24 protein-coding genes are annotated in these 25577 nt (G+C 49.2%); 16 read left to right on the plus strand and 8 right to left on the minus strand.

All coding sequences use genetic code 11. The features are described 5' to 3' along the window. Positions 1–5 precede the first annotated feature (5 nt). The 3 genes from F569_RS0112840 to F569_RS18035 all read left to right on the plus strand — a co-directional run bounded on the left by F569_RS0112840 (position 6) and on the right by F569_RS18035 (position 2971). The gene (locus F569_RS0112840; RefSeq protein WP_026942530.1) at positions 6–1214 is read left to right on the plus strand and encodes a M24 family metallopeptidase; all 1209 of its coding nucleotides are present in this window, start codon (positions 6–8) and stop codon (positions 1212–1214) included. Between the two features lie 513 nt (positions 1215–1727). Then, positions 1728–2270: a sigma-70 family RNA polymerase sigma factor gene (locus F569_RS0112850; RefSeq protein ID WP_034388923.1), complete on the plus strand. Its 543-nt coding sequence runs from the start codon at positions 1728–1730 to the stop codon at positions 2268–2270. Then, entirely contained in the window at positions 2267–2971 is a 705-nt protein-coding gene (locus tag F569_RS18035; RefSeq protein WP_051279877.1) for an anti-sigma factor, read from the plus strand. The genes F569_RS0112850 and F569_RS18035 overlap by 4 nt, the downstream gene beginning before the upstream one ends. A gap of 109 nt (positions 2972–3080) precedes the next feature. Here F569_RS18035 and F569_RS19785 read toward each other — a convergent pair whose 3' ends face one another. Both F569_RS19785 and F569_RS0112865 read right to left on the minus strand, forming a co-directional pair. Next, positions 3081–3395, minus strand: coding sequence for a hypothetical protein (locus tag F569_RS19785; protein WP_026942533.1), 315 nt, complete (start codon positions 3393–3395; stop codon positions 3081–3083). Between the two features lie 9 nt (positions 3396–3404). After that, positions 3405–4943 (minus strand): DUF4331 domain-containing protein, encoded by a 1539-nt coding sequence (locus F569_RS0112865; protein ID WP_051279878.1) that lies wholly within the window; start codon positions 4941–4943, stop codon positions 3405–3407. A 266-nt stretch (positions 4944–5209) separates the two neighbouring features. Here F569_RS0112865 and F569_RS19110 point away from each other — a divergent pair, with 266 nt between their 5' ends. The 5 genes from F569_RS19110 (at position 5210) to F569_RS0112890 (ending at position 9543) form a co-directional block, all read left to right on the plus strand. Beyond that, positions 5210–6037 (plus strand): DUF4198 domain-containing protein, encoded by an 828-nt coding sequence (locus F569_RS19110; protein ID WP_026942535.1) that lies wholly within the window; start codon positions 5210–5212, stop codon positions 6035–6037. Positions 6038–6136: 99 nt separating this feature from the next. Beyond that, the gene (locus F569_RS0112875; RefSeq protein WP_026942536.1) at positions 6137–6964 is read left to right on the plus strand and encodes a substrate-binding domain-containing protein; all 828 of its coding nucleotides are present in this window, start codon (positions 6137–6139) and stop codon (positions 6962–6964) included. Beyond that, positions 6961–7860 carry a phosphate ABC transporter permease subunit PstC gene (gene pstC / locus F569_RS18045; RefSeq protein ID WP_051279879.1) on the plus strand — a complete coding sequence of 300 codons (900 nt, stop codon included), beginning with the start codon at positions 6961–6963 and terminating at the stop codon, positions 7858–7860. The genes F569_RS0112875 and pstC overlap by 4 nt, the downstream gene beginning before the upstream one ends. 4 nt (positions 7861–7864) lie before the next feature. Further along, positions 7865–8719, plus strand: a complete 855-nt coding sequence (pstA, locus tag F569_RS0112885) for a phosphate ABC transporter permease PstA (protein WP_026942537.1) — start codon at positions 7865–7867, stop codon at positions 8717–8719. Then, on the plus strand, positions 8716–9543 hold the full coding sequence (locus tag F569_RS0112890; RefSeq protein WP_051279880.1) for a phosphate ABC transporter ATP-binding protein: 828 nt from the start codon (positions 8716–8718) through the stop codon (positions 9541–9543). The genes pstA and F569_RS0112890 overlap by 4 nt, the downstream gene beginning before the upstream one ends. Before the next feature lie 14 nt (positions 9544–9557). On the opposite strand, the gene F569_RS18050 is transcribed toward F569_RS0112890, so the two are convergent. Next, positions 9558–10382, minus strand: a complete 825-nt coding sequence (locus tag F569_RS18050; RefSeq protein WP_084169022.1) for a M48 family metallopeptidase — start codon at positions 10380–10382, stop codon at positions 9558–9560. On the opposite strand from F569_RS18050, the gene F569_RS0112900 reads away from it, so the two are divergent. Beyond that, entirely contained in the window at positions 10330–11934 is a 1605-nt protein-coding gene (locus tag F569_RS0112900; protein ID WP_026942539.1) for a hypothetical protein, read from the plus strand. The genes F569_RS18050 and F569_RS0112900 overlap by 53 nt on opposite strands. A gap of 2 nt (positions 11935–11936) precedes the next feature. Continuing rightward, positions 11937–12650, plus strand: coding sequence for a TMEM175 family protein (locus tag F569_RS0112905; RefSeq protein WP_026942540.1), 714 nt, complete (start codon positions 11937–11939; stop codon positions 12648–12650). Here the strand turns inward: F569_RS0112905 and F569_RS0112910 are convergent. From F569_RS0112910 to F569_RS18055, 3 genes are all read right to left on the minus strand, one after another. Further along, positions 12647–13771: a cation:dicarboxylate symporter family transporter gene (locus tag F569_RS0112910; protein WP_324603233.1), complete on the minus strand. Its 1125-nt coding sequence runs from the start codon at positions 13769–13771 to the stop codon at positions 12647–12649. The two genes, F569_RS0112905 and F569_RS0112910, sit on opposite strands and share 4 nt — an antisense overlap. Further along, entirely contained in the window at positions 13762–13890 is a 129-nt protein-coding gene (locus tag F569_RS19985) for a hypothetical protein (RefSeq protein WP_267879453.1), read from the minus strand. The genes F569_RS0112910 and F569_RS19985 overlap by 10 nt, the downstream gene beginning before the upstream one ends. A gap of 146 nt (positions 13891–14036) precedes the next feature. Continuing rightward, a complete protein-coding gene (locus F569_RS18055) occupies positions 14037–16265 on the minus strand; it encodes a prolyl oligopeptidase family serine peptidase (protein WP_084169023.1) in 2229 nt (742 codons plus the stop codon). A gap of 103 nt (positions 16266–16368) precedes the next feature. On the opposite strand from F569_RS18055, the gene dapF reads away from it, so the two are divergent. After that, on the plus strand, positions 16369–17229 hold the full coding sequence (gene dapF / locus F569_RS0112925; RefSeq protein WP_084169030.1) for a diaminopimelate epimerase: 861 nt from the start codon (positions 16369–16371) through the stop codon (positions 17227–17229). On the opposite strand, the gene F569_RS0112930 is transcribed toward dapF, so the two are convergent. Then, complete coding sequence (locus F569_RS0112930; protein ID WP_084169024.1) at positions 17222–18022, minus strand: class I SAM-dependent methyltransferase; 801 nt, start codon at positions 18020–18022, stop codon at positions 17222–17224. The genes dapF and F569_RS0112930 overlap by 8 nt on opposite strands. A 65-nt stretch (positions 18023–18087) precedes the next feature. Here F569_RS0112930 and mtaB point away from each other — a divergent pair, with 65 nt between their 5' ends. From mtaB to F569_RS18070, 4 genes are read left to right on the plus strand one after another with little or no spacing between them, the layout of a single operon-like run. Next, on the plus strand, positions 18088–19401 hold the full coding sequence (gene mtaB / locus F569_RS18060) for a tRNA (N(6)-L-threonylcarbamoyladenosine(37)-C(2))-methylthiotransferase MtaB (protein WP_051279882.1): 1314 nt from the start codon (positions 18088–18090) through the stop codon (positions 19399–19401). Continuing rightward, complete coding sequence (gene ftsY / locus F569_RS18065; protein ID WP_026942544.1) at positions 19398–21203, plus strand: signal recognition particle-docking protein FtsY; 1806 nt, start codon at positions 19398–19400, stop codon at positions 21201–21203. Before mtaB ends, ftsY begins: the two co-directional genes overlap by 4 nt. Continuing rightward, positions 21200–21613 (plus strand): PaaI family thioesterase, encoded by a 414-nt coding sequence (locus F569_RS0112945; RefSeq protein WP_026942545.1) that lies wholly within the window; start codon positions 21200–21202, stop codon positions 21611–21613. The genes ftsY and F569_RS0112945 overlap by 4 nt, the downstream gene beginning before the upstream one ends. Before the next feature lie 56 nt (positions 21614–21669). Continuing rightward, the gene (locus tag F569_RS18070) at positions 21670–22260 is read left to right on the plus strand and encodes an inner membrane-spanning protein YciB (RefSeq protein WP_051279883.1); all 591 of its coding nucleotides are present in this window, start codon (positions 21670–21672) and stop codon (positions 22258–22260) included. Between the two features lie 5 nt (positions 22261–22265). Here the strand turns inward: F569_RS18070 and F569_RS0112955 are convergent, their stop codons facing one another. Next, on the minus strand, positions 22266–22658 hold the full coding sequence (locus F569_RS0112955) for a tellurite resistance TerB family protein (RefSeq protein WP_026942546.1): 393 nt from the start codon (positions 22656–22658) through the stop codon (positions 22266–22268). Between the two features lie 187 nt (positions 22659–22845). On the opposite strand from F569_RS0112955, the gene acnA reads away from it, so the two are divergent. Further along, a complete protein-coding gene (gene acnA / locus F569_RS0112960) occupies positions 22846–25533 on the plus strand; it encodes an aconitate hydratase AcnA (RefSeq protein ID WP_026942547.1) in 2688 nt (895 codons plus the stop codon). The last annotated feature ends 44 nt before the right edge of the window (positions 25534–25577 follow it).

Here is a 25577-nt window from a genome sequence, read left to right on the forward strand (position 1 = left end):
CTATTATGACTAAAGGCGTTGGCGGTAAGAGTTTTGATGAGGCTCTGGCCTCTCTTACGAATATGACAGCAGGTACTCAATCCATCGGGGAGCCTGAATTTCAAGCGCGAATTAACAAAGCGCAACGCCTTATGGCTGAGCATAATATAAGCGCGGTTTACCTTCATGCCGGTACGTCGCTTTATTATTTTACGGGAATGCGTTGGAAAAGCTCCGAACGCATGGTTGGGGCGATGCTTCTCCCTAAAGGGGCTCCTATCTTTATAGCTCCCGCTTTTGAAAAAGGCACACTTGAGCAATTTATGCTGCTGAAAGGCGACGTGATAACGTGGGAAGAACATGAAAGCCCTTATGGACTGCCCGCAAAAATATTGGATCAGGCCGGTGTCACGAACGGGACTATTGCTATTGATGAAGCCACGCCTTTTTTCGTAAGCAATGGGATCGCGCTTGCGAGCCCTGAGTTTCGTTACGTAAATGGCGCAGTCATTACAGCGGCCTGCCGCATGATTAAATCCGAAACCGAGCTGGCCTTGATGCAACGCGCCAAGGAAATGACCCTTGCTGTGCATAAAGCCACCGCCTCTATGCTCTATGCAGGCATTACAACTCAAGACGTAGGTAAATTTATTGATGCCGCGCACCAAAAAGTAGGCGCGCCAAAAGGGTCTTATTTTAAGATCATTCTTTTTGGGCCTGACAGCTCTTACCCGCATGGCGTCAAATCTCCCAAGCCGCTTGAAGATGGCGATATGGTCTTGATTGATACTGGGTGCCAGTTGCATGATTATATCTCCGACATCACGCGCTCTTATGTGTTTGGCACGCCGAGCCTTAGGCAGCGCGAGGTTTGGGACGCCGAGAAAGCGGCCCAAGCCAAAGCCTTTGACGCCGCCCAAATCGGTACGCGCTGCGGAGATGTCGATCTGGCGGCGCGAGCTGAACTTGAGGCACGCGGTTTTGGCCCTGGTTATAAAACGCCTGGTTTGCCGCACCGAACAGGGCATGGCATCGGTTTGGACATTCATGAATGGCCTTATTTAAATTGGTGTGATGATACCAAACTCAGGCCTGGCATGTGTTTTTCAAATGAACCGATGATTTGTCTTTACGGCGAATTTGGTGTTCGTTTGGAAGATCATTTTTACATGACGGCGGATGGCCCTGTTTGGTTTACACAGCCCAGCAAATCAATTGATGATCCCTTTGGTTAAAGTTTGACATAAAGTTACACTTACCCTGCACATTAACTCGGCTTTTTTAAATGAAAGCCAACATTTAACTCGCGCCCAAATAAATGGACGTCCGCAGGGCGTTCGCCTTGAGGCACGCCTGGGATAACTATAAACACAAGGAGAGGCCCTGCGGCGGTGATTTTATCTATGCCCCCGACATAGCGGAGCGTCATAGAAGCCAGCATCTCTGTGGCCGTAAACACAGCGCTTAGCCTCACCGTCCCTCTAATAACAAACCTACGACGATTGCCTGTCCTCGCGTGTTTTATTAAAAATATAACACGCTCATTAGCGGGAACGGATGCAGAATAACACAGGCTCGCAAAACCATGAATTAAGTTTTTTGAAAGCGCCGTTTTAAGAGGTTCATTGATGTTTTTGGCAAGAATTGAAGGACTACTCCATAAAGCTCAACGCTCCCAAAACTCAAATTATAGTCATTTTTTTCAAGAAAGAGAGTGAAACTTAAATCAGAGGGTGGTAGACATAATTATGGAAGAGACCGACGATATAGCCGCTCTTATAGGACGCGTAACATTAAAGGATCGCGCTGCCTTTGACCGTCTTTATAATGCTGCTTCTCCGAAACTTTTTGGCGCCTGTCTTCGTTTACTAAAGGACAACACCGAAGCCGAAGACGCAATGCAAGATATATTCGTAAAGATATGGAACAAGGCTGATCGTTACCGCCCTGGTAACGCCTCAGCCATGGGGTGGCTTTATGCCATTGCCCGCAATCACTGTTTGGATATTTTGCGAGCTCGTAAAGCTCCTTTGCGCTCGATGGAACAAACACTGGATATTCCAGACAAAGCGGCTGACCCTGAAAAAAGCGCCGTTAATGCCGGAGAAGGACGTAGGATAGATATCTGTATGATGGAATTGGAGCCCGATAAAGCTGAGGCTGTCAAAGCTGCTTATGTCGAAGGCTATTCCTATGCGGAATTATCCGCCCATTACGAAGTTCCCCTAAACACAATGAGAACATGGCTAAGACGTAGCTTAATGAAGCTCAGAAAGTGCTTGGAAAAATGACCCAAGACACACCCCTTACACCTGAAGACAGCCATATTCTCGCTGCGGAATATGTCCTTGGCCTGTTAGAAGGTGCACCTCGCCGTACGGCTTCTGAACGTCTCGAAAATGATGCTGAATTCGCAGCGCAAGTCAGCGCTTGGGAACAGCATTTTGAGCCTATGAATGCAGCCTATGCGCCAGCCATACCGCCTTTGCATGTAAAGAAAGACCTCATGAACCGTCTCTTTGGCACCCCCGAGTTAAAGCCTAAAGGCTTATGGCACAGCCTAAAACTCTGGCGCGGAATTACGGCGGGCGCCTTAGCTGTGAGCCTCTTCACTATGGGCCTGTTTATCACAGACAGACAGACGGCTGCCACATCAGAACCGCTTATCGCGTCACTCCAAGCAGAGACGGGTAACATTAGATTTATGGCCTTTTACGAAGCCGGCACAGATAAAATCAGACTCTCTAAATTGGACGCGGAGAAAACCTCCGAACAGGATTTTGAGCTTTGGCTGATCGAAGCTGATGGGCAGCCTCAATCACTAGGTGTTATTCCGAATTCACGGCGAAGCACAATAGATTTGAGTCAAGATTTTATACGAAAGATTAATGCGGGTGATACATTTGCGGTGTCTATAGAACCGCTAGGCGGATCCCCGACAGGCGCAGTGACAGGTCCGGTTATTGCCGCAGGTGTCTCTGACGTCTTGTAATAATATTTCCAGTTAAAATTTAAACTAACCTTTCGAACCTTAGATCAGACACAAAAATAGCCGCACTTCCCACAAAGCACGGCTATTTAAGCGATCCTATGAGGGGCGCCTACATAGGATTGGGGACGTCGAACGCCTCGGCTGTTTTATCCAAGGGTATTATATCACCCGCCATCGGGTCGGTGGGTTCCGCAAATGCATTTTGTTCAAATGACGCTTTAAACCCGGCCCCAAGAGCATCTTGTGGCGCTTCCGTTGTTGGCGGTGGCGGTGGTGGAGGCGGAGGCGGAGGCGGAGGCGGAGGCGGAGGCGCAACCACAACTGGAGGCGGCGTAACACTGTTATTATCGCCCGCACAGCCAGTTACGAATGCAGCTGAGAGAACAACCAATATCGCCGTTTTTAAATATAGACTTTTCTTCATAGCTGTCTCCTAATTTCCTGTTCCGGCATCACCTGCTAGAGGTGTGTTCAGATACGGGAAGGAGCCGCGCAGGTCGGTGGCCTTTACAGGCGCGCCATCGGTAAAAGGCTGATCTCCGACAGGAGCATCTTCTGGTTCGCAGAACCCTAAATTTGTTGGCACGCCGTTGACAGGAATATCATGACACAAAGCGCCCATGACAACACGCAGCGCAATATCAACGACATCATCACCCGGGCGGCGACCATTCGGGAAACCGGCCAAGTCATTACCGGCAACACCTAAATTACTTTGTTCAGAGCGAGGCGTTGGTGCAATCCCTGTATTAAGGCGCATCATTTCAGAACCTGTCACGATCGATTGTTGATTAACACCTTCAACACCTGTCAAGAAGGCCGCAACGAGGTCAGTTCGCGGAAAGTTGGATGGCGCGATATTGTCTTCTGCACCCAGAGCGTCGCGGAAAAGAATGTCGATAAGAGCTGGGAATGTCGGGTTGGTGACAAAGTCAGCAGCCTGAGCGTCATCTTTGGGCTCAGAGCCATTGAACAAATCTTTAAACGGCAAACCAATAACCACTTCATTTACAAGAGGCGCAGAAAGACGCGAGACTTGGACATAAGCACCGCCTTGTAGGGCCGGCTGTTCATAATTTGGAATAGGATCCAAAATTTGTGCTTGCGGCAAACTGGCTGTTGTCCAAGCGCCAATGACGCCGTTACCATCACCGACCAAGCAGCTAATTGGCACTTCTAATGCGATGGATGTGACGTTTTTATCTGCAAGTTCATTATTGTCGTCGCTTTGTTCAATCGACCCTTCAAGCGGGACGAGATTTACGAGGTCAAATATTCTACCCAAATTGACGGCAAAAGCATCTTTACGCTGGCCAACAAAAACGCGGCCTGGCGTATCGCAGCCCGGTAACGTAACATTTGCGGAATTTGACAAAGCATAGGCTTCATAATCGGGAATAGTCTTACTACCGACATTATCGAGCGGCTTAGTAAATGTAAGTCCAACAGGCGTGCGTGTTCCGCTGCGGCGATCACCAGTCACAACATCAATGGTGTAGCTTTCTGTTTCTGCCAAATTAGCTGTATCGCCCGCGCCAATTGGGCCGACAAATCTTAGCGGAATAGGCAATGTTTTCCCGTCAATATCTAATGTGACGCCATTTCCGCCATTCACCAGATTATTATCAAACTGGAAAGAGTAAGTGATATCCTCTATGGCGTCGCCATCATTATCAACGTGTATTTCATAAAGCGCGTCCGGGTCCATGGTGAAATAGTTTGGGCCACCATAGGCGTCTTGGAGGGGCTGATAATTAGCAATAAAGGTAACGTAGTTTTCGCGTCCTTGTTCATAACTGCGGAACATATAAAAGTCCGAAGCATCCACTTTGGGCTTTTCAGTAATCGCCGGTGCCTCTCTGTGTGAGGAGGCCCAGCTCGGGGCTGTTAAGAGTGTTGCGCCCATCAGCGCGCTCGTGGTTAAAATCGCTTTTGTAAAGCTGAAGCCTTTGGGAGCTGTCAGTATTGCCATGTTAAAATCCTTATCATTACGTGGGTACCGACTCGCATTGCGCTCTTACTTGAGTTTCAGAGAGTTTCAGAACGCAAGCGAGCCGGTTTGCATGTAAATATGCGAAAGGGTAACGGAGCGGCGCGAAAAAAAGTTTCAAAAAAAATTATAAAAAATTGAATTTATTCAAATCCCGACGATAACGCTTACTAAGTGGCCTGAAATGAAACTTTTCACAGGTTGAACTCGTTTAGAGATTAAATCACATAAAATTAGGACAGAACCTCATGACCCGCTTGATCACTTCTCTCTTTTTTGGCACTGCCCTTAGTCTCTCTCTCAGCACATATGCGCAGGCCCATGATTTTTGGTTGGCCCCTCAAAACTATTACATGGAGAAAGCGCGGCCTATACCGCTGGCCATTATGATTGGCCACCCACAGGATAAATCTCGCTGGTCTCTCAGTCCTCACCGCGTCGTCAGCCTCTCTTCATTGGGGCCAAATGGAATAACCGACCATCAAAATAGAATGACTCCTCTGACGCCCACTGGCGATGTTATATTGTCTTTAAAAGATGAGGGAACACATATGGTTATGATAGAGACAACATCTGCCGTCAGTATTTTACCTCCAGAAAAATTTACCGACTATGTCAATGAAGAGGGTCTCACGCCAATCATCGCGCATCGCAGCGAATATGAACTAAATGATGAGGATGGCAGAGAAATTTACTCGCGGCGCGGAAAAGCTTTGGTGCAAATCGGAGATATGACTGATCAAAAAGCCGCTTATGTAACCCGTCCCGTTGGCATGACTTTGGAAATAGTGCCGCAAGTTAATCCCTACGCGCTCAAAGCCGGGGCAGAGCTAACGTCTACTGTCTATTACCGCGGAAACCCCATAGAGGGTGTCTCCATAGGCCTCATCAGTCTTGACACGGAAAAGGGCCTTGTACGAACACAAATAACAAATGCAGAAGGCCAAGTCAGCTTTGACAGACCGGTGACGGGGCAATGGATGCTTCATGCCGTCTGGTCTGACCCTATGGAAAATACTCTGACTGCTGATTATGATACTATTTTTTCGAGCCTGAGCTTTGGGTTCAATAACTAATGTTTCGGTCACTACAGCTTCACAGTTTGTTGAAGTTACGCCACAGTTTAATGCTGTATCACGCTGACACTATGCCTTCGCTTAATTTGAAAATCCCCAATGTTTAAAGCCTATAGTCTCTCCGCACTCACCCTATGCTTAGCCGCCTGTTCCGCCCCTGAGGCCGTGAATATTTCAGGGTCATCGACGGTTCTGCCCGCCGTGTCCTTGGCAGCGGATAGCTATGTCGCCGAGACAGGCACGGCCATCATCGTCAATGCGGGCGGATCGGGCAGCGGGTTTAACCAGCTTGCCGAGGGTCAAACCGATATCGGCATGATGTCGCGGAATATTACTGCCAGTGAATTGGAGAGGTTCTCTGAGCTTGAATTCACTTCCACCGCCATTGGCCGTGACGCGGTTGTGCCAAGCATCTCCTCTGAAATTTATGAAGCGGGCGTGACAGCGCTTACCCTGCCTCAGATTGCGGATATTTATGCGGGCCGTGTAGGTAATTGGTCAGTCTTTGGCGGGCCAGACAGGGCCATATTTGCAATTGATAAAGAGGCTAGCCGCGGCACGCGCCAGATTTTTATGTTTGTGGTCACGGGCGACAGCAAAGCCAAAGCCACCGGCGCGGATTTGGTCACAGGGTCTAACAATGAAGAGCAAACCGCTTTAACACAAAGCGATTCCGCCATTGGCATGTTGTCCTTCGCCTGGCTGAATGAGGAGGTGCGCGGCCTGTCAGTGATTATGCCCAATGGCCAAATTATTGAACCGTCACTTGAAAATGTAAGAAATGGAAGCTTCCCTTTTGTGCGCGATTTAACCGTTGTCACGCGGGATGATATTAAGCCCGCTGCGCAGAAATTTGTCGATTACCTCTTAGGGCCCGATGGGCAAAAAGCCGTAGAGGCATCAGGTTATATCAGGGTCACTGAGTGAGCACGCTCCTCCTTTCGCAGTCAAAATCACTCTCGCGGCCCAAAGACGCCGTAAAGGTCTATTGCCAGATCAGCGCAATGCTGTCGGTCTTGATTGTCGCGATTATTTTAGGCACGCTACTATTGCAAAGTGGGCCGGTTTTAAGTTTGAAAGACACCGGCCTCTTCACAACGGAGTGGAACCCTGATACCGGGCAATATGGTATGGTACCCATGGTGTTTGGCTCTGTCTTTGTTATGAGTATCGCCATTCTTATCGCCGGGCCCCTCGGCTTAATGACAGCCATATATATTTCGGAAACGCGCTCTTCCAGATTGCGGCGGTTTATAAAATCGGCATTGGAGCTGCTCACTGGCATACCCTCTATCGTTTATGGCCTGATCGGTGTGGCTTATCTGAATGTATGGGTGGCTGATGCATTTGATTTGCAATCTGGACGTATTATTCTAACAGCCGGAATTTTACTTGGCATTATGGTGCTGCCAACATTTTTAACCCTCGCCGAGGACGCGATCTCTTCAGTCCCGCTCAAGTTTCGCGAAAATGCTAAATCGCTTGGACTATACCGTCATGAGGTTTTCAAACAGGTTATCGTTCCGCAAGCCAAGGCAGGTATTGCAGGGGCGGGCTTACTCGCCATTGGCCGCGCTTTGGGCGAAACCATGGCCGTTATGCTGGTCATTGGGTCTTTGGACCGGCTCCCCTCCCCGCTTTTTAATCCTCTATCATCCGGGCAAACGATCACCTCCAAGCTAGGACGAGAAATTGGCGAGAGCGCCTTTGGCTCTGTGCATTTTAGCGCCTTGGTCTTTATGAGCCTGATATTAGTGTCCATCACAATAACGCTGACACTCATATCGCAATATTTCCTATTGCGGAAGAATTCTCGTGTTTAGAGCCGTGAATAAAAGACATTTTGCAGAAAAATGTTTCGCGCTCACAACGCGGCTGTCTCTATTATTGTGTGCCGCTGTTTTGCTGTTTCTGCTCGGCTCTATTCTCTTTCAAGGTATCGGCGCAATGAGCCTCGAATTTCTGTTTACCCCCGCCAGAGAATTCGGAAAATCCGGCGGTATTTTTTATCAGCTCTTTGGCAGCTTACTCATCGTTCTCATCGGCGCATTATTAGTCTTGCCCCTTGCCTTCGGTACCGCGTTGTTTCGTAATGCCTATAATTCCAATTCCGTTATTGCCAGAGTGATGGATCAAAGCCTTTATGCGCTCAATGCCATTCCCTCTGTCACCTATGGTATTTTTGGGCTTATCTTTTTTGTTAACTTTCTGGGTGCAGGTATTTCATGGTTTGTCGGCTCTGTTATTTTAGCCATTATGATGCTGCCAACCGTGACGCTGTCGACCTCTCAAGCTATGGCGGCGATTCCGAAAATCTACAATGAGAATGCCGCCGCTTTAGGCCTTGCCAAGAAAGATATCATCCGCCGCGTGACCTTACCGCAAAGCTTTCACGGCGTTGTCACAGGGCTGCTCATTAGCTTGGCCCGCGCGATCGGAGAGACCGCGCCGATTATGTTTATCGCCACCGCCTTTTCGGGCGTCAAAGTCCCCAATAGCCTAGTCGAACCTGTCTCAACATTGCCGACCCATATTCTTGAACTCGCGCAACAGTCCACAGACCCACAAGCGCTGCAAAATGCCTGGGGGGCGAGCCTGACCCTTATATTGCTGGCAGCTATATTTAGCGGCTTGGCCCTCTTTCTTCGCCGCCGTCTTAATCGTGAAGGACGTTCCTCATGACCGCAGAAAACACAGCTTCGCACCTCACCCTTATTGAGACAGGCTCACAGGCCCATCCCGAAGAGCTGACGTCCTCCATTCAAATTGACGGCTTTTCAGCTTATTACGGCAAGAATTGCATTATTTCAGGCCTCACTCTGGATATCGCCCATAAAGGCGTAACCTGCCTACTTGGGCCGTCGGGCACTGGTAAATCAACTCTACTCAGATGGCTAAACCGCATCAACGAAGAAACTGAAAATGCCTCCTTTACCGGGCGCATAAAAACCTTGGGTCTGGACATCATGGAGGATTATCCCGACGTTACAGAATTGCGCCGCCAGATTGGGATGGTCTTTCAGCAGCCCTGCGTCTTTCCCTGTTCCGTTTATGATAATATGTTGATGGGGCTGCGTCATCTTAAACTCTCCAAAGCCGAAGCCCGCGAGACAATTAAGGGCAGCCTTAAGCGCGCTGCGCTGTGGGACGAAGTCGCCCACCGCCTCGAAGCGCCGGCTATATCACTCTCATTAGGTCAACAACAGCGCCTCTGTATCGCGCGGGCTCTTGTCTTAAAACCCAAAGTGCTTTTACTAGACGAGCCCACAGCCTCAATCGATCCGATATCCTCACGCGCGATAGAAGATCTCGTCGTCGCCTTAGGAGAGACCATCTCTATTGTTATGGTCACGCATAATATCGCCCAAACAAAGCGCGTGGCCGATCATGTCGTCTTTATGTGCGACGGAAAAATTGTCGAGCAAGGCTCACGCAACCACATGTTTTCCCTGCGCACCTGCGATAAAACAAGAACCTATATCACCGAAGAATTTTGCGATTGTTGAAAAGCGTAAAGGCCCTACCACTCTGCGCCCACGGCATGTAAATGCGCCCCGTTTTTGCGTAGCCAGGTCTTGGCCTTTTTGACATCATCATTGATAGAGGCGCAGACATCCCAAAAAGCTTGGCTGTGATTGGCTTCGATCATATGAGCGCATTCATGGGCGGCGACATAATCCAAGACAAATGGCGGGGCCGAGATAAGCCGCCAGGAATAGCTGATATGGCCTTCCCCTTTTCGCGTAATGCAACTGCCCCAACGTGAGCTGGTATCGCGCACACTGACTTTGCCAATACGTTTGCCGAGCTTATCAGCATAAAAATGACTGGCGGCTTCAAGCTCTTCTCTTGCCTCGCGGATCATAAAGCGGCGAACGCGTCCCGGAAAGCTCTCGGCATCCGGCGCAGGCACATTGATAATGCGCCGCTCATGATTGACTTTGGGGCGGCCCCGTCCGGGCGGTGAAACAAGTTCATAAAGCTCACCGCGCATTAAGATAGACGCGCCTGGCAGAAAAGGCTGCGGGGGCGGCAAAGCTTCGAGCTGAACGTCTATCCAGTCTTGTTGCTCGCGTGCAAATTTTTTGGCTTTAGACAATGCGCGGATACCCGGTACGATAACGCTAACCTCACGCTCCGCTGTATTGACCTTTAGGGAGATGCGCCTCGCCCGCTCAGAGAGCTTATAAACGATGCGCGGGTCGTCTTCGTCGCGAAAAGGGAAAAGCACTTTAGCCTCGCCTTTTGGCGTGCTAGGCTTTTTCCGTGCCAAATTTAAAAGGAAGCCGCTCATGACTTTACTTCGTTCTGCCTCAATCTCTGTGATTCTTTCAACGGTTGTCATAATGGGGGGCTGCTCCAATAAGGACAAGGGGCCCTCTGCGGAAAAATCGGCCCCTGCGGCAGCGCTTGGGTTGAAAGCGCCGTCCGATAAAGTCTTTGCCAAGCATTTCGACGTACCGTCACGCACAGTCTCTGACGCCGAAGGCAAGCAAGCTTTGGCGGCGCTTAGTCTGCTCAATCAAAATACTGAGGGTCTGAATTGGGCTGAAACAAGCGGTGCAGATGGCAATTATAGCTATACAGATCTTACTGTGAAAGACGAGGATGGTCAGCTCAGCATCGCGAAAGCCAACCTTATAGGTGTTCACATGGACGGCGAGACAGCCACATTTGATCGCGCTGATTTCTCCGGCATCAAAATTTATGACGAGACAGAGAATACGACTGTCACAATGGGGACTTTATCCGTGGCACGTCCAACACCCGATATGGCCAAAGCGATTATCACCTCGCTGCAAAATATCAGAGACCTTGATGATCTGGATCTAGAAATTGACGAGGAAGACTTGGATATGGGTTTTGGTGCACTTGGGATGGGTGATGTGAACATCACCTCTGAGGATCTAAACTTATCGACAAAGAGCCTGATGTGGGGTGAGGACTCGGACTCAGGTCTGACAGATTTTAAAATTCAGGATGTGACCTTTAAACTCACCGAGAATGCGGAGGAGCCCGTCACCGCGTCTTTGAAATCATTTTCAGGTACTGGGTTTCGCGGAGATATGCTTGATAACTTGCCTGACAGAGGGCGGAGCCCGCTGGGCATGATGGGCGGATTTAATCCTTTAGCGAAAATTTACGATACGATAAAAATGGAAGATCTGGACTTTAATAGTTCTTTTGTATCGGTGACTTCGGAGGGGTTTGAAGGCAAGTCCACGGAAAAAGGCGGCGTAACGACCCAAAAATCTGTGGGGGAGCCTTTCATTATTCGGCTGAAAGAAGCACCAAAAGACCCGCAAGCCAAACAAGCCTATAATATGGTCAAAGAGCTTGGTTTTGATGAAATCGTTTTGCAATCTAGCCAAACTACAATTCTGGATGCCAATGAAGATACTATAGCCGTAAAAGATGGTCTTTTGTCGATGAAGGATGGCTTTAAGCTGTCTTATAATTACGGAGCGTCGGGCGTAAAGGCTATGACAGATAAAATGCAGTCTATGGATAGAGCGGATATGAGCCCCCGCGAAAGCCAGTCCGAAATGCAAGCAGCCATGGCAGATATGAAGCTTGAGGGGTTCCAAATGCGGCTTGAAGACCAATCAATTGTCGAGCGCGGATTGAAGTTAGCCGGAAAGTTTCGCGGCGCTACGCCTGATCAGGTAAAAAAGGAAATGAAAGTCGCTCTGGCCCTCGCGCCCATGATGGCCCGCGGCTTAGAAGGTGAAATGCTCGGCGAAATAAGCGGCGCCTTTGGTGAATTTATCGAAAATGGCGGCACGTTATCTATTGTTGTGGATCCTAAAGAACCTCTCTCCGTTACCGAACTGGCGGATTATAAACGCTCTAACCTGACGATGGATGATATCGGCTTTTCAGCCAAAGCTGAGTAATTATGCTTCGGGGCGAAATTACTAAGGGACTCGATCATGACCCTAATTTTCGGTGGCGCGGCCAGTCGGTCACGCGCATCGAAAACTTATCGGACATTGTCTTTGCCCTCGCGCTTGGCATGATTATTTCCGCTGCGGTAACGCCGCAAAGCTATGATGAGTTACGTGATTATTTGATTTCAATTATTCCAGCAACAGCCGCCTTTGCTGTACTGATTGGTATTTGGCACACACATTTTACTTTCTTCAGGCGTTACGGAGTCGCTGATAAAAAGATCATCTTCTTTAATGCTATCTTGCTGTTTGTTGTTCTTTATCTCGCCTATCCCTTACGCTTTGCTTTTGACAGCTTCTTTGCCTTTGTCATGGGCCTGACTGGAGATCTGAGCCGGATTGAAAGAATGAGACTAAACTTTTCCAGCTCCGGAAATATTTTGGGTTTTTTTGGATTGGGATTTATGGTGGTACACATTCTATACATGTTAATGCACCGCCATGTGCTGTCCAAATATACTCTGCTCAATTTATCAGAGATTGAGATGAAAATTACGCGGCAATCTATTTTCTATCATAGCGGCGTCGCATTATTAGCCGTCATAATGGGTGGTCTGGCTTATTTCACCCCGCTCAATGGTTTTGCCGGATTCATATTGGCCTTTACTGGGCTCATACCCTTTTTGGGACAGAAGAAGTACCCTGTCCCTAAGGCCGATTAATCCACCAAAGTCTTAGGCGTTTTGTAATAAAGCTTCAAACCATTCGCCGTAGACATTGAATCCGACTGCGTATTCAGCATCGTGCGCATGCGGTCTAATATCAATGTATCAATGGTGATAATAATGGCGGTGATATAGGTCGCAAAATCGCCCGACACGCCTTGGCTCGTCAGCAATTCCTGTATCAGAACGATAGAGGCGCTCGGGACGCCTGCGGCAGATGTGGCATAAACCATGGACTGGAAAGCCACGACAAAACGATCGCCAAGCGAAACATCAAGGCCATAAGCCTGCATGCCGTATAGCGAAATCAACGTTAGTCCCATCAAAGTACCGACCATGTTAATGGTTGCGCCGACGGTATAAAACGGCGTTGCTTCATCCGCATTGGCCCCAAGTTGATCACAAGCAACACGCGTCGCCGGCAACGTCGCCATGGACGAGCTGGTCGCGATGGCGACGACAGCTTGCGGGACAAGTGCGCGGCCCATAAAGCCCAGGCCGTGACCCAATATGCGTGAGCTAATCGCGACCATCAGCACCCAAACAATAAACATAGACCCAAGATAAACAGGTAGAACTTTTGAGAGCTTTACGAGAGTCTCTATACCGCCGGGCCGGTTCAAGGCCAAGGTCAGAGAACCAAATACAGCGAGCGGAATTGTAATCCAGAGAAATTTGATAAAGCCCTTTATGAACATATCCGAGACGATATCCGCTTGTTGTCCAATGCCGGGATGCTGTCCCTCTAGCGACTTAAGAGAACGGCCCAATAGAATACCAGCATAAATAGAAATCATAAGCGGACTTGTAATCACCCCATAGATTTTCTTCATAAAAGGAATGGGTTCAACACTCATGGTCTCAGACAGGCCAAGCTCCGCGGGTGTATCAAATACGGATATTGGGAATAGCGTATGGGCCAGAACGGCCACTAAGACGCCAATCAATGAAAAGCCGATGAAGAAGCTCAGAACGCGAACGAACTTTGGCCCCATGCCGCCGCGCGAAATCGCAATCGACGCCCCGATGGAGAGAATAATCAAAGCATACATGACAGGCTTAAGCGGGACAAAGAGCGCGTCCTTGGCTAACGCCGCTATAGACTTTGTCAGATAGATGTCCCCATTCGCAGAGGCTCAGTCAAACCTGACAATCCCATACCCCAAAATGCAAAAGCCAGAACAGCTGCGATCATAACAAGGATCAAGAGCGGTATATTATAATATTTCGTCATCATGGCGAGGGTCCCGAATATGTCTTATTTTGGGGACATCATGGCGGGAGCCCTCTACATTTGCAATGCCCCATTCTCGCTTGAACTAGCCAAATAAAAAGCCGCTATAAGTTATTTAAAGCGGCTCTTCGTTTAAATTTAAGCGGCTGTTATTCGCCGTCTTTTAGCTTTTGCATTAAATACGTATGCTGCAAAGCCAAGCGCTTGGCTGTTTCTTTGAGGTTCGCCGCCGCACTATGACCGCCATCTATATTTTCATAATAGAGGAAATCATGCCCTTGGTCTTCCATACGCTTTGCCGTTTTCCGCGCATGTCCGGGATGGACGCGGTCATCCTTGGTCGAAGTAATGAAGAACACTTCAGGATAATCAGCCTCTGGATCGATATTATGATAAGGCGAAATAGAGCGCAAAAACTTACCTTCTACCGCATCTTCAGGGTCACCATATTCGCCCATCCACGATGCGCCCGCAAGAAGGGTGTGATAACGCATCATATCCAAGAGCGGCACGGCACAGATCACGGCGTTAAATAGATCAGGGCGCTGCGTAAACATTACGCCCATGAGAAGGCCGCCATTAGAGCCGCCCTCAATACCCAGATGTTTTGGGGCCGTGATGCCTTTTGCGACTAAGTCTTCACCAACAGAAATAAAGTCATCATAAATACGCTGACGCTCTGTCTTAAGACCGGCAGCATGCCATTTAGGCCCATACTCACCGCCGCCGCGAATATTGGCGAGAACATAAACGCCTCCGCGTTCAACCCATAGCTTTCCGCGCGTCGCGCTATAGCTAGGATTTAATGAAATACGAAAGCCGCCATAACCATAAAGCAAAGTCGGGTTCGTCCCGTCCATTTGCGTATCTTTCTGGCGAACCACAAAATAAGGCACTTTCGTCCCATCTGTTGATGTCGCAAAAAATTGCTCGCTCACCATAGAGCTGGCGTCAAACCAATCGGGCAATGACTTGGCTTTGGCCTTAACGCCCGTCTCCGTACTATAAGTCCAAAGCGTATCAGGGGTTAAAAAGGACTCGCTTGAAATAAAGGCGACATCTTCCTTATCATTTGTAGCCCCAATCGAGACCGTGCCGCCGCTCGGAAAATCCAGTTTCTCAGAACTCCATTTTGAGCCATCCAAATCAAAAGCATAAGCACTGCCCACGACATCCTTTGTTATGGACATGAGTAGTTTTGATTTCGTCGCGCCAAAGCCTCCAATGGAGGATTTCTTATCCGGTGAAAATACAAGATTGACCTGGTCGATTGTTCCGTTTTCGAAAAAATCATCTGCGCTAAAACTTACCAGATCGCCGGTTTTATAACCGCCCCAATCATCATTAAGCTGAGCGACCATTTGGCCTTTGAAATATTCATTCAGGCGCGTTTTTTCAGAAACAGGCACTTTGACAGGCTCGCTTAAGTCACCGTCTTTTTTGGGAATCCAAAAATACTCACGATCATAAAATGAGGATGAGCTATAGCCGAAGACTTCTTTGCGGCCCTCTTCTAGCTCCCAACTAAAAGCTCCTGCGGAAACATCCGATGCTTTGCCGCGAAAAATTTCTTTGGCACTCTCAAGCGGCGTGCCGCGTGTCCATATTTTCGCGATAAAGGGATAGCCTGAATCGGTCATAGTCCCATCGCCAAAATCGATTCCGGCAATGACCGTATCTTCATCCACCCAACTCAGGCCGCCTTTAGACTCCGGCGTTTCAAAACCGCCTTTAACAAAACTTTTGCTCGCCACATCAAATTCACGCACCACAACCGCATCTTTGCCGCCATCAGATAATCTGATCAGGCATTTATTATAATCGGGAGCCAGGCAGTCATTGCCCTTATAAACCCAGTTCTTACCCTCATCTTTAGCCAATTTGTCATAATCCAAAACAGTTTCCCAATCCGGGCTGTCTGTCAGGTAACTTTCAAGGCTGGCCTTGCGCCAAATACCGCGCACATGGGTTTCGTCCTGCCAGAAATTATGCACCTCTCCGCCGCGATAAGAGACATAAGGAATTTTATCTTTGCTCTGAAGGATTTCAAGGGCTTCGGCTTGCATGGCTTCAAAACGCGGATCGGCCATTAGGCGGTCAAGAGAGCGCTTATTCCAGGCTTTGACTTCATCCAAGGCTTTATCGCCAAGCACCTCCTCAAGGTAAAGATGGTCCTCATCCATTTGTCCAGCTGTTGTATAATTTATCATTTTTGTTGTGGTCTCTTTTACTGTGTCACTCATTTTATCACTTGCAGAAGACGCAGCCCCTTTGGCTTTCGCCGCCATATCTTCAGCCGATGTTTCAGTTTGTCCGCAAGCTGACATCACTAAAGCTGTTCCTAATAATAAAACGGATTTAAATTTGGATATGGGCATGGCTGGCCTCCTGGTGTTCATTTGCGCAGTTATTTTTATCACTCGAATATTGCGGAGTTTAAGGCTGGGCGCAAGGCTTTGCATATTTCGCCGCAGCGCCTATATGCGCTCTATGAGATTTTTAATTATGAACGGCGCGGGAAACCGCTTTGCAGTCTTTGATGCGCGCAGTCAGCCTAGCTTTGTGATATCCGAAGAGAAAGTCAAAGTCATTTGCAAGCCCGGCTCAGCCGTTATGGGCGAAAAAGGCGCGGATCAATTAATCATTATACGCGATCCCAAATCATCTGGCGCTGATGCCTTTATGGAAATCTGGAATCAACAAGGCTTTGAAGTCGATGCCTGCGGGAATGCTACGCGCTGTGCAGGATGGCTTTTTATGCGCGATAATGATGTCGATTCAATGGTGCTGGAAACCAATGCGGGGCTGCTGCTCTGCGCAGATGCAAGCTCAGCAGCAAGCAAGAACCAAGTGGCCGTCGATATGGGTCCACCTAAATTAGACTGGGCGCAGATACCGCTTAAAGAACCCATGCACACCCATCATGTGGATGTGAAGCTCGGCCCGATTGATAATCCGGTTCTGCATAATCCCGGCGCGGTAAATATGGGTAATCCCCATTGCGTTTTTTTTGTCGAGGATTTCGAGCAGGCCAAGCCCGATAAGGTCGGGCCGATGATTGAATATCACCCCCTCTTTCCTGAACAAGTCAATGTCGGCTTTGCCAAGGTCGAGGCCAAAGATAAAATACGCCTAAAAGTCTGGGAACGCGGCGTTGGCATGACACTGGCCTGCGGCACGGGCGCTTGCGCAGCAGTTGTGGCCGCCGTGCGCCAAAAACGCACTGAGCGCAAAGTCGAGGTCGAAGTAGATGGCGGCACATTATTTATCGAATGGCGAGAAAGCGATGACCACGTCATTATGACTGGACCCGTGGAGCTGGAGAGTGAAGGGACTATTTAGTGGCCACGACCATATCCTGTAAATCATATTGACTATCTGGGCGGCCCCATTTTCCGTGCTCAATGTCTTTGATACCAAGGCCGCATTTTTCATAAAGCGCTCGCACAAAATCTATCTCAAAAGCAATGGCCGCTTCGGGATTTGATTTTACCGTGGTTTGGCTAACGTTATCTACATCGTACCTAAATTGCATAACAGGGTGTTGGCTCTGCCGCGATATTTCATCGAGCAAGAACCACGTTACGAGGCATTTGCCACCCGGTTTAAGAACCCGTGCAATTTCCGAAAGATAATTCTCAACATCGTCTTTGAACATATGGGTGAAAACCGATGTCAGAAAAACCATATCAAAGGCATTATCCTCAAACGGAAAGCGGTAATCTTTTGCCGCAGTTTTTCCTGTATTATTATAACGTGCATTGAAGACATCGGCATGATGAAAGGTGAAATTTGGCACATCTTTATATTGATTTTTGCACCACTCAATGCCTGCCCTGTCAATGTCAAACCCCTCATAGCGCCCCGTCAGAAACTCGGTCATAGGCCGCGCCATACGCCCTTGCCCGCAGCCGACATCCAAGACATCCATAGCGAGCGAGAGGCCGTGCCGTTTTAGCGTACCAAAAAATGCATCGCCTACAGTAATAAAATCCCCGCCGCCGATAAAGGTTTTGCGCTTAGGCGGAACGCGAGCGGCACGGGTGCCCCCCGTCGCATCTTGCCACGCATAGCCGAGCCATTTCAGGCGGGAGCGAAGCGGCAAAGGCACGATTTGTTTGAGGCGGTGTAACATATCGCGCCTATTAGCCATGACCGCAGACCTTGACCAGAGTTAGTTTAAGGACCACATAGCGGCCCATGTCTAAAAAGACTGAAATCGTTACATTGGGCTGCCGCCTGAACGCTTACGAAAGTGACGTGATGCGCGGCAATGCGCGGGATGCAGGGCTTGAAAACACCGTCATTATCAACACTTGCGCCGTCACCAATGAAGCTGTGCGCGGCTCGCGCTATGCCGTGCGAAAGGCCAAGAAGGATAACCCTGAGGCCAGCATTGTTGTCACGGGCTGCGCGGCGCAAATTGACCCCAAAGCCTTTGCCGATATGCCTGAAGTTGACCACGTTATTGGGAACGCCGAAAAAATGTTGGCGGCCTCATTTGAACCAGACACACTTTTGGGCGGCGAGCCTATTAAAGTGAATGATATTATGGCGGTGCGCGAGACTGCCCCACAACTCATTAGCGGCGGTAATCGGGAACTCACAAAATCACAAAACCGAACGCGTGCATTCCTACAAGTGCAAAATGGATGCGATCACCGCTGCACCTTTTGCATTATTCCCTATGGGCGGGGGCAGGCCCGCTCGACGCCAGCAGGGGAAGTTGTCGCCCATGTGAAATCCCTCGTCGCGCAAGGTTATAAGGAAGTTGTTCTAACAGGGGTAGATTTATCCTCATGGGGCGGCGATCTGCCCGGGCAGCCCCCGCTAGGTGACCTCGTCCGCCGCGTGTTAAAACTTGTGCCTGACCTGCCCCGCCTTCGCCTGTCTTCTATCGATCCCGCAGAAATTGACCCGGCATTGTTTGAAGCGCTGACAACAGAAGCGCGGATGAAGCCTTATCTGCATCTTTCCCTTCAAGCGGGCGATAATATGATTTTAAAACGCATGAAGCGCCGCCATAGCCGCGAAGATGCGATAGAGCTTTGCACCAAGCTTAGAGCAGCGCGGCCTGAGTTCACATTTGGCGCCGATATTATCGCGGGTTTCCCCACGGAAGATGACGTCATGTTTGAAAATTCTAAAAATATCATTTCCGAGATTGGCATTCCTTGGCTGCATGTCTTCCCCTATTCCGCGCGTGAAGGCACGCCCGCGGCAAAAATGCCGCCCGTGGATGGCAAGACCATAAAGGCCCGCGCGAAACTTTTACGCCAAGAAGGCATTGCGGTTAAGACAGCACACCTTACGGCACGCATTGGCGATAAAGACATAGCGCTATTTGAAGAGACGGGTCTTGGGCGGCTCCCTGATTTTAGCCTTATCAAGGTGGACAATCCACCCAAAGCGGGTAGCTTGGCAGAGGTGGAAATCACTGGTGTTGACGGTGAACACGCAACGGGGGCTTTAGCACAAGAGCCGCATAGCGAGCGACAGGGACGTATAAATTGACTGAAAAGAATAAGAAACGCGGCTTCCTCTCTAAGCTTGGATTTAAGTCTAAAGACGAAAAACTTGCAGAGGCAGCCGCTGAGAAAGCGGCGCAGCAAAAACTTGTCGATGAGCAAATGGCCGCGCGAATGGCGGCGATTAATGCCGCCGCACTAAAATCTGCGCGGAAGCAAGATGAAGCGGAGTCCGGCGTTAGTGTTGATGCCGGAGAACAAGCTCGCATCGAGGCAGAAGAAAAACGTCAAGCCGAAATTCAGGCCGCAAAAGATGTCGCCCGTGCCAAACAGTTGGCTGAGGAAAAGGCGCGCAAAGAGGAAGAGGCGAAACGCCTGGCCGAAGAAGAGGCCGCGCGGCTAGTTGAAGCCAAAGCCCGCGCTGATGAATTAGAACGCCAAGAGGCCGAAGCCAAAGCCAGAGCCGAAGCCGAGGCTAAAGCCCGCGCCGAAAAAGAAGCTCGCATAAAGGCCGAAGAAAAAAAGGCGCTAGCTGAAGCTAAAGCAAAATCCGAAGCTGAGGCCGCGGCACTTAAAGCCAAACAAGACGCTGAAGCGAAGGCTCGCGCCATTGAGGAATCCAAGCGCCAAGCCGAAGACGCCAAGCGCTTAGCGGATGAAAAAGCCGCTGCAGAAAAGGCTGAACTTGAACGCTTAGAAGCCGAAGCGCTAGCGGCAGAAAAAGCTCAAGTGAAACGTCTGCGCGAAGAAGCTATGGAGGCCGAGCGCCGCGCCAAGGTTGCCGCTCAAGCCGCAGAACGCGAGGCAGCGGAACGGGAGGCCCGCGCCAAGGCGGCAGCGGAACGCGAGGCGAAACGCCGGCAAGATCTCATCGATCAAGGTATAGATCCTGATGCGCAGACAGATACTTTGGCTGAAGGTAACTTTCTAAAACGCATTACAAAGGGACTTTCCAAATCCACCTCCCGCATGACGGATCAGGTTTCCGCCGTCTTCAACAAACGTGTTCTGGATGAAGAGGCTCTGCAGGACCTGGAAGATATCCTCATTACATCAGATTTTGGCGTAGGCCCGGCGGCAAGAGTGACGGCCCTTTTGACGGAAGATAAATTTGATAAACAAGTCACAGATATGGAAGTTAAGATTGCCTTGGCTGACGTAATTTCAGACATTTTAACGCCCTTGGAAGTGCCTATCGTACTGACCTCAGCCAAACCGCAAATTATGCTTTTTGTAGGCGTAAACGGTTCAGGTAAAACAACCACATTAGGTAAGCTTGCCAAACGTTATCATGATCAAGGCAAAAAGGTTATGATCGCCGCAGGGGATACATTCCGCGCCGCCGCCGTCGAACAACTTACTGTCTGGAGCGAGCGAGCGGGCGCGAAAATCGTCTCCGGCAATTTAGGCTCAGACGCAGCCGGTCTCGTCTATGACGCCATTGAGCAAGCCAAGGCCGAAAATGTTGATATCTTGATGATCGATACGGCGGGCCGCTTACAAAACCGTACTGAATTGATGGATGAATTGGCCAAAGTCGTGCGCGTCATAAAAAAACAAGACCCCTCTGCCCCGCATCATTCCATCTTAGTTCTTGATGCTACAGTCGGGCAAAACGCCTTGATGCAGACTGAAGCCTTTCACCAAACAGCGGGTGTTACTGGCCTTGTCATGACCAAACTGGACGGCACCGCCAAAGGCGGTGTCCTCGTGGCGCTATCCGACAAATATAAACTCCCCATCCACGCCATCGGTATTGGTGAGCGGATAGAGGATTTGGAAAACTTCTCCGCGCCAGTTTTTGCAGCGGCCCTATCAGGTGTGGCCGACGCGATGATTGAGGGATGACAATTCCCGAAGGCTTTGCGCCTCACTTTCGTAAATCGCCACTCACCGATCCTTGGGAGCCGCTCTATTCGAGGCGCTCTGATAATGGAATTATCATTGGTCTGTTTGCGGATGAGCAGCACTGCAATTCTCGCGGCTTTGTTCATGGCGGACTAATCTCCGCACTTTCTGATAATGCCCTGGGACTCTCATGTGCGAGCCATTATGACCGCGATAAATTGGGCGGGCTCGTGACCATCAGCCTACATGTCGATTTCACCTCTTCAGTCAAAAAGGGCGACTGGATGGAATGTGTAACGCACGGTGTTTGCACGGGCCGAAACATAGCAACTGCACAAGGTCAGGTCATAGTAAATGGCAAAACTTGCGCGATGATTGGCGCAACCTTTAAAGTGCTGACAAAATCATAAGTCGCCTTTGAGCTATAATTCTTGCCATTAACTCATTCCTAAGGCACACCCCTCGAATGGAAAATAAAACACCTACACCTCCTAAAAAGCCAAGTAACTTCTGGATAGACTTTGGCCCGTTATTGGTATTTTTCGGAGCCTTTCAATATTTCAAACGCAGCCAACCGGAACAAGCCATGCTCTGGGCGGCGGGTATCTTTGCGGTAGTCGCTGTAATTGCGCTTTTGATTGGTTGGCTAAAATATAAGCATATTTCCAAGATGCTGATATTTTCAACGGTCATCATTGTTTTAACAGCGGCCTTGGCGATTTTCTCGGGCAATAAAACGATATTTTATATGAAACCAACGGTCATAAATATTCTGTTCGGTTTCGCCGTTATTGGCGGTATATTCATAAAAAAGAACGTGATTAAAATAATGATGGGCGAGGCCATAGAATTGCCGGATGCGCGGTGGGATACACTCGCCATGCGTTGGGGGCTTTTCTTTTTTGCGATGGCAGCGCTAAATGAATATATCTGGCGCACCCAGAGCGAAGACTTTTGGGCGACCTTTAAAGTTTTCGGATTTCTCCCAATTACCTTTATTTTCACACTAACCCAAATTCCCTTTATTCAAAAACATGGGAAAATGCGTACGGAATAACACCCCTAGCCTTGCCCCGGTGTTGGCAAATTCCAATACTCACAGGCCAGGCTAATGAGCTTGCTTTCCGCATGATGATAGTCCCCGTCAACAATTGCAACAGCATAAAGGGCGTCCAATATCTCTTCACAAAAAGGTGAGTCACCCAAAGCCATGACATGCCGCTTTGCATGTTCCTGAGGATCAATACCTCTCGCCCATTTAATAATTTCATCCCGGTGGAGAAAAAACCAATCCATCGCCATTTTCTTCGAATATATCATTTTTGGCGATATTGTCTCTTTCAGCGCTAAAGTACGCTCGACAAAGGTATCAACTTCTTCTTTATAAACACGGCCATCAGCAAGAATGACCACGCTAAATAGCGTCAGAATATTCGTCCATTTATGCGGTTCCACAAAATACCCCTATCATGCCCAATATATGAGATGCGTGTGTGAGCAAGTTTATGAATAGGCCATGAACGCTCTTCTAACGGTAAAAGCTTTAAGCATAGTGCCAGAATTCAGTTTTCGTCCCCGCTTTGCAATTGAACCTTACGCCAGCAATGCTATAAGCGCCGCAAATTACCAATTGAGGATTATCATGGCATCTTTGGACAGCTTTAACTGCGAACGCGAAATTAAAGTCCGCGGCGGAACTTATACTTATTACGACCTTGGCGAAGCCGAGAAAAACGGCCTGAGCGGCATTTCTAAGCTGCCGCGCTCTTTAAAGGTCTTGCTGGAAAATCTCTTGCGCCACGAAGATGGTACAACAGTTAAAAAAGAAGATATTCAAGCTATGGCGGATTGGCTGAAAACCAAGACCTCCACACATGAGATTGCTTACCGCCCTGCCCGCGTTTTGATGCAGGACTTTACCGGTGTTCCTGCCGTAGTTGATTTAGCCGCGATGCGCGATGCGATGGTCAATCTTGGCGGCGATGCCAATGCGATTAACCCACTTAATCCTGTTCACCTCGTTATCGACCATTCTGTGATGGTGGATTATTACGGCACCAAGACAGCCTTTAAGAAGAATGTTGAGCGCGAATATGAGCGTAATGGTGAGCGTTATGACTTCTTGAAATGGGGCCAAGAGGCCTTTGATAATTTCGCCGTTGTCCCTCCCGGAACTGGTATTTGTCACCAAGTCAACCTTGAGAACTTAGCACAAACAGTTTGGACAAAAACAGCAGACGGCAAAACATATGCCTTCCCTGATACGCTTGTTGGGACAGACTCACATACCACTATGATCAATGGCCTTTCTGTTCTTGGCTGGGGTGTTGGCGGAATTGAGGCCGAAGCAGCCATGCTTGGCCAGCCCATTTCCATGCTTATCCCCGAAGTTGTCGGTTTTGAACTGAAAGGGAAATTACCTGAAGGCGCGACAGCGACAGACTTAGTACTGCGCGTTGTGGAAATGCTGCGCAAAAAAGGCGTGGTTGGTAAATTCGTCGAATTTTATGGCCCGGGCCTTGACCACCTCTCGCTCGAAGATCAAGCGACACTTGCCAATATGGCCCCTGAATATGGCGCGACCTGCGGCTTTTTCCCGATCGATGATGACACGCTGAAATATCTTGAAGCGACAGGCCGCGATAAGCAGCGCATTGAGCTCGTCGAAGCCTATGCAAAACAGCAAGGCCTGTGGCGCGATGGAACAACACCGGAATATACGGATAGTATCGGATTGGATGTCAGCACTGTCATGCCGGCTATCTCTGGACCGAAACGTCCGCAAGACCGCTTTGATTTGAAAGGCGCTAATGTCCATTTTGCTAAAATCCTGCGTGATGAGTTTGGTAAAACTCCGACAGGCGACTCTGCTGTTCCTGTAAAGGGCCGCGATTTTAGCGTCGATCATGGTGACGTCTTCATCGCCGCGATTACCTCTTGCACCAATACGTCTAACCCGTCCGTTATGATGGCCGCTGGCTTAGTGGCTGAAAAAGCGAATAAGCTTGGCTTAACCGTTAAGCCTTGGGTCAAGACATCCCTCGCGCCCGGCTCTCAAGTCGTGGGTGAGTATCTTGAAAAGTCTAAGCTTCAAACAGAGCTGAACCAGCTTGGCTTTGATGTTGTCGGCTATGGCTGTACGACATGTATCGGAAATTCCGGCCCTCTTGCGCCTGAGCTTTCCGAGGCCATAGCAGAAGGCGACCTCGTCTCTTGTTCAGTCCTCTCGGGCAACCGTAACTTTGAAGGCCGTATTGGCCCGGATCTGAAAGCCAACTTCCTCGCCTCACCGCCGCTTGTGGTGGCCTATGCCTTGGCGGGATCGCTGCACCATGATTTTGATGCCGACCCATTAGGCGTCGATGCGGATGGCAATGATATTTACCTCAAGGACATCTGGCCAACATCCAAGGAAATTGCTGATGTTGTCCGCAAAGTCATCACGCGTAAAATGTTCGTCGAGCGTTATGGTGATCTTTATAAAGGCGATAAAGAGTGGCAGAAGATTAAAGTTACAGGCGGCGAGACTTATAATTGGGCCCCCGCTTCGACCTATGTACGTAACCCGCCCTATTTTGACGGCATGACAACTACGCCTGATGCGGTTGAAGATGTAAAGAATGCCAACATACTCGCGCTCCTTGGCGACTCTATCACAACTGACCATATCAGCCCCGCCGGCGCGATAAAGCATGACGGTCCTGCAGGGGATTACCTCTCAGCCCGCCAGGTGCCCAAGAATGAATTCAATTCATTCGGGTCTCGCCGAGGAAACCACGAAGTTATGATGCGCGGCACATTTGCTAATATCCGCATCAAAAATCTTATGGCCCCTGGCACAGAAGGCGGCGTGACGAAGCACATTCCATCCGGTGAAGTCATGAGCATCTTTGAAGCCGCAGAAAAATATGCTGCTGAAGATAAAGATCTTGTTGTCTTTGCAGGCGGACTTTACGGTAATGGCTCATCACGAGACTGGGCCGCCAAGGGCACAATCTTGCTAGGCGTTAAAGCTGTCATTGCTGAGAGCTTTGAGCGTATTCACCGCTCTAACCTTATTGGGATGGGCGTTTTGCCTCTTGAGTTCCAAGACGGTGATAGCTGGCAGTCACTTGGCCTTAAGGGTTCTGAGACAGTCTCAATCGCAAATATTGACGATCTGAAGCCTCGCGGAACGCTTGACGTAAAAATTGACTTCCCTGACGGGTCTTCAAAAACTGTTACCGCGAATGTTCGCATCGATACAGATAATGAGCATGAATATTACAAAAACGGTGGTATCCTTCACTACGTATTGCGGAACCTCGCGCGTGAGGCTCAAGCCGCATAATCGGCCTATATATTGACAAAATATTGACAAAAAAGCTCCGGAGT

The sequence above is a fragment of the Hellea balneolensis DSM 19091 genome, from assembly GCF_000428525.1.
Classification (GTDB): domain Bacteria; phylum Pseudomonadota; class Alphaproteobacteria; order Caulobacterales; family Maricaulaceae; genus Hellea; species Hellea balneolensis.

Excerpts from the sequence above, each read along its gene's own strand:
- acnA (WP_026942547.1), top strand. The coding sequence starts at position 22,846 with ATGGCATCTTTGGACAGCTTTAACTGCGAACGCGAAATTAAAGTCCGC.
- F569_RS0112905 (WP_026942540.1), top strand. The coding sequence starts at position 11,937 with ATGCTTCGGGGCGAAATTACTAAGGGACTCGATCATGACCCTAATTTT.
- F569_RS0112900 (WP_026942539.1), top strand. The coding sequence starts at position 10,330 with ATGACTTTACTTCGTTCTGCCTCAATCTCTGTGATTCTTTCAACGGTT.
- F569_RS18070 (WP_051279883.1), top strand. The coding sequence starts at position 21,670 with ATGGAAAATAAAACACCTACACCTCCTAAAAAGCCAAGTAACTTCTGG.
- mtaB (WP_051279882.1), top strand. The coding sequence starts at position 18,088 with ATGTCTAAAAAGACTGAAATCGTTACATTGGGCTGCCGCCTGAACGCT.
- F569_RS0112865 (WP_051279878.1), bottom strand. The coding sequence starts at position 4,943 with ATGGCAATACTGACAGCTCCCAAAGGCTTCAGCTTTACAAAAGCGATT.
- F569_RS19785 (WP_026942533.1), bottom strand. The coding sequence starts at position 3,395 with ATGAAGAAAAGTCTATATTTAAAAACGGCGATATTGGTTGTTCTCTCA.
- dapF (WP_084169030.1), top strand. The coding sequence starts at position 16,369 with ATGCGCTCTATGAGATTTTTAATTATGAACGGCGCGGGAAACCGCTTT.
- F569_RS18035 (WP_051279877.1), top strand. The coding sequence starts at position 2,267 with ATGACCCAAGACACACCCCTTACACCTGAAGACAGCCATATTCTCGCT.
- F569_RS0112930 (WP_084169024.1), bottom strand. The coding sequence starts at position 18,022 with ATGTTACACCGCCTCAAACAAATCGTGCCTTTGCCGCTTCGCTCCCGC.
- F569_RS18055 (WP_084169023.1), bottom strand. The coding sequence starts at position 16,265 with ATGCCCATATCCAAATTTAAATCCGTTTTATTATTAGGAACAGCTTTA.
- F569_RS0112890 (WP_051279880.1), top strand. The coding sequence starts at position 8,716 with ATGACCGCAGAAAACACAGCTTCGCACCTCACCCTTATTGAGACAGGC.
- F569_RS0112850 (WP_034388923.1), top strand. The coding sequence starts at position 1,728 with ATGGAAGAGACCGACGATATAGCCGCTCTTATAGGACGCGTAACATTA.
- F569_RS18050 (WP_084169022.1), bottom strand. The coding sequence starts at position 10,382 with ATGACAACCGTTGAAAGAATCACAGAGATTGAGGCAGAACGAAGTAAA.
- F569_RS0112875 (WP_026942536.1), top strand. The coding sequence starts at position 6,137 with ATGTTTAAAGCCTATAGTCTCTCCGCACTCACCCTATGCTTAGCCGCC.
- F569_RS0112945 (WP_026942545.1), top strand. The coding sequence starts at position 21,200 with ATGACAATTCCCGAAGGCTTTGCGCCTCACTTTCGTAAATCGCCACTC.
- F569_RS0112840 (WP_026942530.1), top strand. The coding sequence starts at position 6 with ATGACTAAAGGCGTTGGCGGTAAGAGTTTTGATGAGGCTCTGGCCTCT.
- F569_RS19110 (WP_026942535.1), top strand. The coding sequence starts at position 5,210 with ATGACCCGCTTGATCACTTCTCTCTTTTTTGGCACTGCCCTTAGTCTC.
- F569_RS19985 (WP_267879453.1), bottom strand. The coding sequence starts at position 13,890 with ATGATGACGAAATATTATAATATACCGCTCTTGATCCTTGTTATGATC.